Origin of the sequence: Paucibacter sp. KBW04 (assembly GCF_003852425.1) — a bacterium.
Lineage (GTDB): Bacteria > Pseudomonadota > Gammaproteobacteria > Burkholderiales > Burkholderiaceae_C > Paucibacter_A.
Genome location: NZ_QAJN01000007.1, coordinates 177,045 through 188,739, shown reverse-complemented (window position 1 = coordinate 188,739; position 11,695 = coordinate 177,045). Strand labels below are relative to the sequence as shown.

The 11,695-nt window shown below is 64.7% G+C and carries 10 protein-coding genes; 6 read left to right on the top strand and 4 right to left on the bottom strand.

Annotated features, from left to right (window positions below):
* Positions 1-51: 51 nt before the first annotated feature.
* A complete protein-coding gene (locus DBR47_RS08960; protein ID WP_124449112.1) occupies positions 52-693 on the top strand; it encodes a Crp/Fnr family transcriptional regulator in 642 nt (213 codons plus the stop codon).
* An 8-nt stretch (positions 694-701) separates the two neighbouring features.
* Here the strand turns inward: DBR47_RS08960 and DBR47_RS08955 are convergent, their stop codons facing one another.
* Entirely contained in the window at positions 702-1,694 is a 993-nt protein-coding gene (locus tag DBR47_RS08955) for a M48 family metallopeptidase (RefSeq protein ID WP_124449110.1), read from the bottom strand.
* A 118-nt stretch (positions 1,695-1,812) separates the two neighbouring features.
* Here DBR47_RS08955 and DBR47_RS08950 point away from each other — a divergent pair, with 118 nt between their 5' ends.
* The 4 genes from DBR47_RS08950 (at position 1,813) to DBR47_RS08935 (ending at position 7,222) form a co-directional block, all read left to right on the top strand.
* On the top strand, positions 1,813-2,328 hold the full coding sequence (locus tag DBR47_RS08950) for a flavin reductase family protein (protein ID WP_124449108.1): 516 nt from the start codon (positions 1,813-1,815) through the stop codon (positions 2,326-2,328).
* A gap of 341 nt (positions 2,329-2,669) precedes the next feature.
* Positions 2,670-5,438 (top strand): TonB-dependent receptor domain-containing protein, encoded by a 2,769-nt coding sequence (locus tag DBR47_RS08945; protein ID WP_197046953.1) that lies wholly within the window; start codon positions 2,670-2,672, stop codon positions 5,436-5,438.
* A gap of 9 nt (positions 5,439-5,447) precedes the next feature.
* Complete coding sequence (locus DBR47_RS08940; protein ID WP_124449105.1) at positions 5,448-6,047, top strand: biliverdin-producing heme oxygenase; 600 nt, start codon at positions 5,448-5,450, stop codon at positions 6,045-6,047.
* Between the two features lie 8 nt (positions 6,048-6,055).
* On the top strand, positions 6,056-7,222 hold the full coding sequence (locus tag DBR47_RS08935; protein WP_124449103.1) for a TonB family protein: 1,167 nt from the start codon (positions 6,056-6,058) through the stop codon (positions 7,220-7,222).
* Here the strand turns inward: DBR47_RS08935 and DBR47_RS08930 are convergent.
* Together DBR47_RS08930 and DBR47_RS08925 are read right to left on the bottom strand one after the other, a co-directional pair.
* Positions 7,212-7,475 carry a hypothetical protein gene (locus tag DBR47_RS08930; protein WP_124449101.1) on the bottom strand — a complete coding sequence of 88 codons (264 nt, stop codon included), beginning with the start codon at positions 7,473-7,475 and terminating at the stop codon, positions 7,212-7,214. The two genes, DBR47_RS08935 and DBR47_RS08930, sit on opposite strands and share 11 nt — an antisense overlap.
* A 34-nt stretch (positions 7,476-7,509) precedes the next feature.
* Positions 7,510-9,432: a potassium transporter Kup gene (locus DBR47_RS08925; protein ID WP_124449099.1), complete on the bottom strand. Its 1,923-nt coding sequence runs from the start codon at positions 9,430-9,432 to the stop codon at positions 7,510-7,512.
* Positions 9,433-9,885: 453 nt separating this feature from the next.
* Here DBR47_RS08925 and DBR47_RS08920 point away from each other — a divergent pair.
* Positions 9,886-11,033 (top strand): IS3 family transposase gene (locus DBR47_RS08920; protein ID WP_124449097.1). Its coding sequence is split into 2 segments (ribosomal slippage): positions 9,886-10,147 and positions 10,147-11,033, totalling 1,149 coding nucleotides; the frame shifts between segments, so codons are not numbered across the junction.
* A 222-nt stretch (positions 11,034-11,255) separates the two neighbouring features.
* Here the strand turns inward: DBR47_RS08920 and DBR47_RS08915 are convergent.
* Positions 11,256-11,675, bottom strand: a complete 420-nt coding sequence (locus tag DBR47_RS08915; protein ID WP_124449095.1) for an NUDIX hydrolase — start codon at positions 11,673-11,675, stop codon at positions 11,256-11,258.
* Between the last annotated feature and the right edge of the window lie 20 nt (positions 11,676-11,695).

The following is an 11,695-nucleotide window of genomic DNA, read 5'->3' as shown; positions in this document are numbered from 1 at the left end:
CTCTCGTAACATCCGCTCGCGACCACAACCGTCTGCTGTGGCGCGACTCCCATGGAAACTGCTGACTCGCTGGCCACCGCCGCCGACTTCTCTGAATTGCCCCTCTCCCTGCGCTCGCTGGCCGGGCGCGGCGTGGCGCGAAGCTACCGCCGTGGCACGGTGCTGATCGAAGAGGGCTCGCAGGGCGATGCCATCTACCTGGTCTTGTCCGGCAGCCTGCGGGTCTACGGCTGTGATGCGCGTGGACGCGAAGTTACGTACGGCATTTATGGGCCCGGTGAGTATGTGGGTGAGATGAGTTTGGACGGCGGCCCGCGCTCGGCCAGCGTCATCACCGAGCAGCCCTCGCGCTGCGTGATCCTGACCCGCTCCAGCCTGCTGGCCCATATCAGTGAGCATCCTGAGTTCGCATTCGAGCTGCTGACCAAGGTGATCCGCCGCGCCCGCGCCGCCACCTTGTCGACCAAGCAGCTGGCGCTCAACGATGTTTACGGCCGTTTGAAGGCCTTGCTGGAGTCCGCCACCGTCACTACCGACGAGGTGCAGCTGACCCACCAAGCCATGGCCCAGCGCCTGGGTTGCTCGCGCGAGATGGTGTCCAAGCTGGTCAAGGACCTGGAGCAGGGCGGCTATCTGGTGCGCGTGGCCAATGGCCGTTATCGCCGCCTGAAGGCCTTGCCGGCGCGCTGGTAAGGCCGCTTTTACTGCGGCGCCGCGCGGCTCTGCAGGGCAGGCGCCACATCAAAGCGCTGCTTGGGTTTGTCGGCCCGCGCGTACAAGCCCTGCACCTTGGGCAGATTGGCCTGGATGTCCTTGATCCGGGTCGGCCCCGCCGGGTGGGTGGACAGCCATTGCGGCGGCGCGCCCTTGGAGGCCGCGCCCATTTTTTGCCACAGCGAGATGCCCGCCGCCGGGTCGTAGCCGGCGCGCGCGGCCAACTCCATGCCGACCAGATCGGCCTCGCTCTCGTCCTCGCGGCTGAAGGTCAGGGTCAGCAATTGCCCGCCCATGCTCAGCAAGGTGTCGCCCACGCCGCCCAGACCTAGCAGGCTGGAGACCACGCCCAGACCCAGCCGGGTGGCCTGCGTCTTGGCCATGCGCTCACGCGCATGCTCACGCAAGGCATGGGCCACCTCGTGACCCATGATGGTGGCGACCTCGTCGTCGGTGAGTTTGAGCTTGTCCAGAATGCCGTAGTAGAAGGCGATCTTGCCGCCCGGCATGCAAAAAGCGTTGAGCTGCGGGCTGGCGATCAGATTGACTTCCCAGCGCCACTGCTTGGCACGCGGGTTCCAGGGCTCGGACTGCGGAATGATGCGCTTGGCAATCTCGCGCAGGCGGATTAGCTGGGGGTGATTATTGGGGGCCAGGGCGCGCTGCTGGGCGGCCTGCTGCATCATTTGCTGGTATTGCTGGGCACCCGCGGCCTCGACCTGTTCGGCCGGGACGAGCTTGGCCACCGAGCTGCTCTTGCCCACATCCACACCCTCGCGGGCCCAGGCGGGGGCCATGGGCGCCAGCGCCGCCGCGCCCAGCAGGCCGGTGAACAAGCGCCTGCCGCTTTGCCGCGGCCGGCATGCGCCTTCTGCGCAGCCGCATCGGCCAAAGCCATGGCTGGGCGCGCTGGGCAGCAGCGGGTCGGCATGGGGATCAAACGAGGCGGATGAAAAGAGGGCGTCGGTTCTGGCAGTCATGTTGCGAGCTTAGCGGCAAAGCATCTGAGCCTCGGGGTAGGCAGGCGCTGAGCAGAAGATCTGGGGGCATTTTCACGCCCTGCAAGACGGCCTCGGCCTGAGGCCCGACAATGCGCGCATGCCTCAAGCCCCTTTTTCTGCAGCCCCCACCGCCTTGGACAGCCAACTGGAATTCCGCGCCGCCCTGGGCATGTTTGCCACCGGCGTCACCATCGTCACCGCCCGCGCCCCCGATGGCAGCCTGGTCGGCCTGACCGCCAATTCCTTCAACTCGGTCTCGCTGTCGCCCCGTCTGGTGCTGTGGAGCCTGGGGCAGAAGGCGGGCTCCATGCCGGTGTTCAGCCGCGGCTCGCATTACGCCATCAACATCCTGGCGGCCGATCAGAAAGAGCTGGCCCAACGCTTTGCTACCCGCGACATCGACCGCTTTGCCGGCGTGGCCTGGCGCGAAGGTGCGGGCGGTGCGCCGGTGCTGGACGGCGTGGCGGCGGTATTTGAATGCGCCAACCGCAGCCAGTATGAAGAAGGCGATCACGTCATCTTCGTCGGCGAGGTGGAAAGCTGCAGCCGCCGCGAGGGCGCTCAGCCTTTGATCTATCACGGCGGGCGCTACTACACCGAGCTGCCGATTTAAAGACGGAAGATGTCAAAGGCCCGCCGCGAGCGGGCTTTGTTTTAATGACATAATGCGAATAGTTCCTATTTGCATCAATGAGGCCCAGCCCTCTTGGCAAACAGGAGCGCTGCATCACCACGCATCCCGAGCCTGTTGCTGAAACTGGCGCTTGATCGCGCAGCTTTTGCGTCCGAGCTGGCAGCAGCTCGATGCACCTCGCCCGTCCACCCGCCCGCCCCGGCGCGCCCGCCCGTTCTTCGCCTGAACGTCAGAGCCGGCCGCCTCAGCCAGCCCCCGGTGTCGACTCATGTCCACCGGCCGCCCATCGGCCATTGCTCGCTTCGTCCATCATGTTTCTCGTGTCCGCACGTCCCTGTGGCCTCCCTCCTGTTTTGCGGCGCAGCCGTTTGCAGACCCGTCTGCAGACCGCCTTGCTCAGCCTGCCCTTGCTGCTTGCGACGGCGGCCAGCCAGGCGCAATCCGCCGAGGCAAAGCCGGCCCAATCCGCCAAGCCAGGCCCCGACGCCCCAGCCGCGCCCATGCAGCTCGCACCCTTGCGTGTTCAGGGGCAGCAGGCGCAGCCTGGTGTGGCCTTGCACCCTTCAGCGGCCGAGGCTGCTCAAGCGCCCTACAAACAGGCGGGCTCCTCCGTGCATATCGCACGTGAAACCTTGGAGCGCTTCCGCGGCACTTCGCCTGCCGACATGCTCAAGGGCGTGGCCGGTGTGCAGATGGCCGATGTGCGCAACGGCCATGCCCTGGACGTGAATATCCGTGGCATCCAAGGCCAGAGCCGCGTCCCGGTGGTGATCGACGGCAGCCAGCAGTCGCTGGAGGTTTACCGCGGCTATGCCGGCCAGCAGCAGCGCAGCTATCTGGACCCCGATCTGATCAGCAGCGTGACGGTTGAGAAGGGCCCGGGCTTGAGTCTGGACGGCGCTGGCGCCATCGGCGGCGTGGTCAACATGACGAGCTTGCAGGTCGCCGATGTGCTGGCCGAGGGCCAAAGCCAAGGCTGGCGCCTGCGCGGCGGCATCGCCGACAACAGCGTGCGTGAACAGCAAGGCTTCAGTGTCTTCAACCGCAAGGAGCGCAACAACATCTTCTCGCCGCAGTCTTACTTTGGCACGATCGCCTATGCCAGCAAGAGCGAAAAACTGGATTGGCTCGCCGCTTATGTGCGGCGCTCCCAGGGCAATTACTTTGCCGGCACGCGGGGTGCCGAGGCCTATGGCCAATCGCGTCTGGACGCCCCCGGCACCGGCATGAACGCCGATCCGGTCTACACCTATTACCGGGTGGGAGAAGAGGTGCTGAACACCCACAGCAGCAATGACTCGGTGCTGCTCAAGGCGACGATCCGGCCCAATGCAGACCAGGCGCTGGAGCTGGGCCTGCGGCATCTGAGCGCGCTTTATGGTGAGGTGATGCCCTCGGCGATCTCGCGCACACCGGCTTCGAGTGAATGGGTCACTTATGTTGATCCTGAAAACACCATGCAGCAGTTCGAGCCGGGGCAGATGAAGCTGACGGCATTGACGGCGCAGCACCGCTGGCAGCCGGCGGGCCAGGCCTTGATCGATCTGAAGAGCCGGCTTTGGTTCACCCGCAGCGACAGCACGATGTTCAATGCGGTGGTGGGCTCGGCCCCGGTGGGGCGCGACCTGCCCAGCAATCAGCTTGGTGACCCGCAGGGCGATAGCTACGCCCAGGCCCTGCGCTCCAATGTGCGCGGCCAGCGCTGGGGCGCGCAGCTGGGCAATACCTCGCTGTTCTTCCTTGGCGAGGGGCAATCGCTGGAGGCCAAGTACGGCCTGTCGTACACGCACGAGAAGACCGGCCCCGGCGTCGATACGCCGGTGGTGGAGGCCGATTTGCGCAACAACCGTTTTGTGCGCTCGGCCGTGCGCCAGGAGGCCAGCCTGGTGGGCTCGCTGGAATGGAAACCCGTCGAGGCCTTGAGTCTCTTGGCCGGTGGGCGGCTGCTCCAGTACGAGGTGCGCGACCTCAACCGCCGAGCCCATGTGACCGAGACCAGGCAGGTGCCTCGGCGCGCCGTTCATCTCTACAAGAATGGCCAGGCGCTCGAGTACGTCAGCTGGTACCCCGATGCCCAGGGCCAGTTCACCGAAGCCTCGCTACGCGCCAGCCCGCACCGCTTGGGCACGCTGGGTGATTTGGGCTACGACAGCTGGAAGCCCAACGGCCCCAATAACGGCGCCTATATGGACAGTATCGCCAGCGCCTGGCGCTACGACGAGCCGCTGCGCCGCAAGGGCAGCAAGTTCGCCCCCAGCTTCAGCGCCAGCTATCAACCGAGCGAGGGCAGCTTGATCTATGCCCGCTACGCCGAGGGCTTCAAGATGCCCAGCGTGTTCGAGGCCACCGTGGGCAACCACTTCATCACCCCCAACCCCGATCTGCGCCCCGAGAGCAACCGCAGCTGGGAGCTTGGTGCCAGCGGCAGCCTGCGCGACCTCTGGCGGGCGCAAGACCGGCTGTCGCTCAAGCTGGCTTACTTCGAAAACCGTGTCCGCGATTACATCACCCGCAGCTACGACCCCAGCAGCTACAGCTTCACCATGAGCAATATGGAGCGCTTCGAGACCGCCGGCTGGGAACTGCAGACGGCGTATGACAACGGAAGCTTCTTTGCCGACGTCTCGGGCACGCTGTACACCCGCGCCCAGACCTGCGACGCCGAACTGGCCCAGAAGCTGCGCAAGGCCCGCTACGGCAAGACCCAGGCCACGCCCGATTGCGTGGACGGCGGCTTTGGCGGCAGCTATGCCAACACCCAGAACCCGCCTAAGTTTGCCCTCAACACCAGCCTGGGCGTGCGCCTGTTGGAAAGGCGCCTGACCCTGGGAGGGCGAGTGGTTCGCAATAGTGCGCCACTGCATCGCCTGGACAAGCCTTGGAACACCAATGCCTACACCACGCTGCAGCAGTACTACCCGGCCACCCTGATCGTCGACGCCTTCGCCAGCTACCAGCTGAACAAGCAGACCCAGCTGAACTTCAAGGTCGACAACCTCACTGACCGCTACTACCTGGACCCGCTGGCCCTGTCCCCCATGCCCGCACCGGGTCGCACCGTGCGCGCCGACTTCAGCCTCCACTTCTGATTCGTCCCCATGACTTCAACGATAGACCGCCCCGTCGCCACGGCCTTCAGCCACAGCCAAGCTCTCAAGGCGGCCAGCCATGGCACGCATGAGCGCCTGGACCAGCGCATCATGCGCGCCCAGCCCTTCGCCAGCCTGGCCAACTATCAGCGTTTTTTGCAGGTGCAGCTGCGCTTCCATCAAGACATCTCGCCCTTGTATCAGCACGCTGAACTGGGCCGTTTGCTGCCCGATCTTGGGCAGCGCCAACGCTTGCAGGAGATCCGGCAGGACCTGATTGATCTGGGCCATCCCGCCACTTTGCCCAGTGCTTCGCCCTGGCTCCGCGCTACAGAACCTCTGCCCGTGGCCCTGGGTTGGTTTTATGTGGCTGAAGGCTCCAATCTGGGGGCCGCCGTGTTGTTCAAACTGGCGGTCAAGCTGGGCCTTGACGCTGGCCATGGTGCGCGCCATCTGGCCGGCCATCCGGAAGGGCGCATGCGGCATTGGCGGGGTTTCACCGGCATGCTGGATGGCTTGGCGCTTAGCCCGGCCGAACAAGCCCTGATGCAGGCCAGCGCGCGTGCCGCCTTTGAACGGGTGCACGGCCATGTGGCCGAACTTTTGTGAGCGCCGCCATGGCCGCCCGGCCAGAGGCGCAGCGCGGCTGGGCGCGGCCACTCTGGATGCTGCTAGGCCTGCTCAGCCTGCTGTGTGCCTTTATCGGCGCCCTGCTGCCGCTGATGCCCACGACGGTGTTCCTGATCATGGCCGCCGCCTGCTTCGGCCGCGCCTCGCCGCGTTGCGAGGCCTGGCTGCTGCGCCACCCGCGCTTTGGCCCGCTGCTGCGGGACTGGCGCGAGCAGGGCGCCATGAGCGTGCGCAGCAAGGTCATGGCTTGCTTGGGCATAGGCTTGGGGCTGGGCCTGTTTTGCTGGCGGGCCGATGCGGGGCCTGAGCTCAAGCTGCTGGTGGCGGCCCTGATGGCGGCCTGCGCTTTGTATCTGCTGAGTCGGCCTTTGCCTTCGCCTTCGCCGGTGCGGGCCATCCAGAGACTGACGCTCACGCAGCCCAAAGAGCCGCGCGGCGTTTTGTCTTGGGCCTGGCTGATCAGCCTGGGCTTGCACCTGCTCTTGTGGGGCGGCTTGCTGGGTGCCAGCCTGGCCAAGCCCGCGCCGACGCCCGCGCCCGAACTGCCGGTGCTGATGCAGCTGCAATGGCTGCCGGCGGCCGCTCCACCTCAGGTCTTGGAGGAGCGGCTGGCGCCAGAGCAGCGCGCGCAAAGCCAGCCTCGCCGAGCCTTGCCCCGAGACCCGCAGCAACCCCCCGTCGAGGCCGCCAAGCCAGTAGTCGTGACCCAGCCCAGCTTGCTGAGCGCGCCAGAAACGAGCAGCACCATGCAAGCCAGCGTGGCGGACTCCGTGCCTAGCCAAGCGCCAGCCCCTGCTTTGCAAGAGTCCTCCCAAGCGGCGGCACCGCGCGCACCGTCCTTGCCGCCAGCGCCGCAGGCCGGGGGCCGCGCCAGCGAGAGCTGGCAGGCCCGGGTGCTGGCGCGCTTGGAGCGCTTTCGCAGCTACCCGCCGGGTGCGCGCGCAAGGCGGGAGCAGGGCGTGGTGGTTTTGCAGCTGCGGGTGAATCGGGAGGGTCAAGTCTTGTCAGCGCGTGTGCAGCAGGGCAGTGGCCATGCCGAGCTGGACCGAGCCGCCTTGGCCACCGTGCAGCGTGCCCAGCCCCTGCCGGGCATTCCGCCCGATTTGCCTCAGGAGCTGGACTTGCTGGTGCCGGTGGAGTTCTTTATTTCTTAGTCTCAGCGCCCCATTGCCAGCGCGGCGGCTCGCCCTTGAGCCAGCAGATGCCTGTCAGCAGCAGGGACAAGAGGGCGAGGCTGAGCCCGAAGGCCAGCGGGTGCTGATCTGGGGGGAACACCCAGCTGCTGAGAGCCGTCAGCCCGACAAAGCCCAGCAGTACCAACCAGCCCTGCCAGCGCAGCGGCAGGCCCCAACCCCAGCCATAGCTTTTGCGTGGGAACCAGACGTCGGCTTGATCTCGTTTGTTCATGCTGATTTGCTCCTTGCAACATGGGATCAAGTGCTCAGATCTGCACCCGCGTACCCAACTCCACCACCGCGTTGTCGGGCAGGCAGAAAAACTCGGCCACGCTGCCGGCATTGCGGCTCATGGTGGCGAACAGGTTTTCGCGCCAGTCGGCCATGCCCGAGCCCGGCGTGGGCACGACGGTCTCGCGGCTGAGGAAGTAGCTGGTTTCAAACACCGGGATGCGCAAGCCCTTGGGCTCGCAAAGCGCCAGGGCGCGCGGCACATCGGGTTGGTCCATAAAGCCAAAGTGCAGGGTCACGCGCCAGAATCCAGCGGCCAGCTCCTGCACCTCGACCCGCTCCGCGTCACTGACCCAGGGCACTTCGTGGAAGACCACCGTCATGATCACATTGCACTCGTGCAGCACCTGGTTGTGCTTGAGGTTGTGCAAAAGGGCTTGCGGCACGGTGTCGGGGTTGGCGACGGCGTAGACGGCGGTGCGCAGGGCGCGGTTGCACTCGCCTTGTTGCAAGCTCTGGACAAAGGGGGCCAGCTCCAGGCCTTCCCGCTGGATGCTGCTCATCAAGAGCTGGCGGCCGCGTGCCCAGGTGCTCATCAGCACGAACAGGCTCAGGCCCATGGCCAGGGGGAACCAGCCGCCGTCCAGGAACTTGATGGCGCAGCCAGCCACCAGCAAGGCGTCCAGAATCAGAAAGATCACGGTGGCCCCGATGGCGATGGGTGCAGGCAGGCGCCAACCCTCGCGCACCACAAAATAGGTCAGCACTGTGGTGATCATCATGGTCAGCGTGACGGCGATGCCGTAGGCGCCCGCCAGGGCCGAGGAGCTGCCGAACAGCAGCACGGCGGCCACCACGCCCACCAGCAAGGCCCAGTTGACGGCCGGCATATAGATCTGGCCGAACTCGCGCGCCGAGGTGTAGCGCAGCTCCATGCGGGGCAAGAAGCCCAGCTGAATCGCCTGCTTGGTCATGGAATAGGCGCCCGAGATGACGGCCTGCGAGGCGATCACCGCTGCGGCAGCGGCCAGCACCACCATGGGGATCAGCAAGCCTTCGGGGAAGAGGCGGAAGAAGGGGTTCTCAATCGCGTCGGGCTCGGCCATCAGCAAGGCGCCCTGGCCCATGTAGTTGAGGATCAGCGAAGGGAAGACCAGGGCCGTCCAGGCCAGGCGTATGGGCTTGGCGCCGAAGTGGCCCATGTCTGCATACAAAGCCTCGGCACCGGTCAGGGCCAGCACAAAAGCGCCCAGGGCGGCAAACACATGCCAGCCGCGCGCCATCAAGAAGTTGAAGGCCTCCAGCGGATTCAGGGCGGCGAGGATTTGCGGCTGGCGCTGGATGTGGACCAGGCCGATCACCGCCAGCACCACAAACCATAGCGTGATCACCGGCCCGAACACCTTGCCCACCGCATGGGTGCCAAAGCGCTGGATCAAAAAGAGCGCCAGCAGCACGCCCAGGGACAGGGGCAAGACATAGGCCTTGAGGGCCGGGTTGATGACCTCCAGGCCCTCGATGGCGCCCATCACCGAGACGGCAGGGGTGATGACGCTGTCGCCGTAAAACAAGGTGGCGCCAAACACACCTAACAACAAAAGCGAGCGGCGCAGGGCGGGCTTGTCTTTGACCGCCTGCGTGGCCAGTGCCGTCAAGGCCAGGCCACCGCCTTCGCCGCGGTTGTCGGCCCGCAGGATCAGGATCACGTATTTGAGCGTGACCACCAGCATCAGCGCCCACAGGATGACCGAGACGGCGCCGATCAGATTGGCGCCGTTCAGCGCCACCCCGGTAGCTGGCAGAAACACTTCTTTGACGGTGTAGAGCGGGCTGGTGCCGATATCCCCGTAGACGACGCCGATGGTGCCCAGAGTCAAGGCACCCAGGCTTTGGCGGCCCAGGCCGTGGCCGCCCTCGCCGGAGGCGGTGGGAACAGGGTCTGTGGAAGAAGAGGACATGGCGTCGGCACTTTTGTTTCGTTACGACAATCCTGAGCCCGCAGGCATCAGGATCGCATAAGTGCCGGCCGAAAAGCCTCCGTCCCCGACCAAATCGCGTGTCGGGAGGGCCCTAACGTGAGGAGTACCGGAGAGTGCGTGCTGTGCTGAGCGCACTCAATTGGGCAGCTGTGGGGCGGGTGCCCAGCCGGGGATGCCGCCATGCCTTTCGCAAGTCGCGCGTCCCGGCTGGACATTTCAGCGGCGTCCCAAGTCCTTCTGTTGATTTCTTGCACATCGTCGAACTGAACGATGGGGGCGCCCGCTGGTCGTTCTCGGCTTGGCTCGATCAACTCACGTAAACGACCCGGTGCGGACATTCGTCGTGACTGTCTCGCATCTCAGTCGCGCTCTGGGCTGCTGCCGGTTTCATGGACACCTTGTTAAGGTGTGAAATGAAATTGGAGGTTTGGTATGGGAACAAGACGGCAGTTCAGCCGGGAGTTCAAGGTTGAGGCGGTGAAGCTGGTGAAGGAGCGCGGCGTGTCGATCACGCAGGCGGCGCTGGATCTGGACATTCATCAAACGATGCTGCGAACGTGGATTCGAGAGTTGGCGGCTGATCCGCAGCAGGCATTTCCCGGCAAGGGCGTCATGAAGCCGGAGCAGGCGGAGATCGAGCGGCTGAAGAAGGAGGTCGCCAAGCTCAAGATGGAGCGCGACATCTTGAAAAAAGCCGCGGCCTACTTCGCGAAGGACTCGCTGTGAAGTTTGAGTTCGTGGCGAAGCACCGAGGGGTCTGGCCGACGGGGGTGATTTGCGAGGCGCTCGGTGTCTCGCGCAGTGGGTTTTATGCCTGGCTGCAAAGGCCGCGTAGCCAGCGCAGCTTTACCAACGAGAGTATCGGCAAGCAAGTTAAGCAGAGCTTCCTGGACAGCGACCGCACATACGGTGCGCGACGCGTCTGGCGCGATGTGCTGGCCAGTGGCGTCAACTGCGGACTGCACTTGATCGAGAAGCTGATGCTGCAGCAGGCGCTGCGGGCCAGGCCTCGCCGGCGCGGTCTGCCCAAGGACGATGGCCAGCGCAGTGACGCGGCCAGCAACGTGTTGGATCGGCAATTCACGGCAGACGGACCGAACCAGAAATGGGTGGCAGACTTCACCTACATCTGGACGGCCGAGGGCTGGCTGTACGTGGCTGTGGTGCTGGATCTGTTCTCGCGCCGTGCGGTGGGTTGGTCCATGCAGGCGAGCATGACCTCTCAGTTGGTGGCCGATGCGCTGATGATGGCGGTATGGCGAAGGGGCAAGCCGGTGGCGCTGCTGCACCATTCGGATCAGGGCAGTCAATACACCAGCGGCCACTTCCAGCAGTTGCTCAAAGACCAGGGGATCACCTGCAGTATGAGCCGGGCGGGCGAGGTCTGGGACAACTCGGCGATGGAGAGCTTCTTCAGCTCAATGAAGACGGAACGCATTGCGCGCAAAGTCTTCCGGACGCGGGACGAAGCACGGGCAAAAGTCTTCGACTACATCGAGCGCTTCTACAACCCGACTCGACGTCATTCGACCATAGGCTATGTCAGCCCCGTACAGTTCGAACAAGCTCAACGAGCTTAGGTCGGTGTCTACAAAATCGGCAGCAGCCCAGGCCTCAACCGTCGCATTTAGTGGCAGGCAGGTGAAATCAGGCTGCGCGACATGGAGCCCAGTCGTCGTCCGCTTGTTCGGATGGATGAAATAGCGATCATGTAGGCGAAAGGCGCTGACGGTGCTCATGAGACCTATCGTTCGAGGTAGCCGTCATGCCGCGAAATATCCGGTTGACTGCGGGGTTATGCGTTATCCCGGTACGAAGCCGGAATGTAAGAGTGCCGCCACGGGAGCAAACAGCGGTGAGGGCAACTCGTTCCAGGAGAACCAATGCCAGCCTTCGCACTTGTGAGGCTCAACGTTGACCGGAGTACCTTTTGACTGCCGAGCGACCACGAAGAGCGTGACGTGCTGTTGGCCGAGCTCTGGGAAGGAGTCGTTTGAGTATGGTCCGGCAGTGACCGGCCCAAGCTCAAGCCCTGTTTCTTCCATCAACTCCCGGCGGGCACACTCCTCGATGGACTCGCCAAACTCAAGCCTCCCGCCAGGACCGGCCCAAGTTCCCGCCCCATGGGAACCGGTTCTTTTGCCAAGGAGTACCTTTCCTTCGCGCACAACGAGCACTCCGACTCCTACGCCAATGTATCGAATGGCCTCGGTTGTTTGCATCTGACGCCTAACTTTTGAAT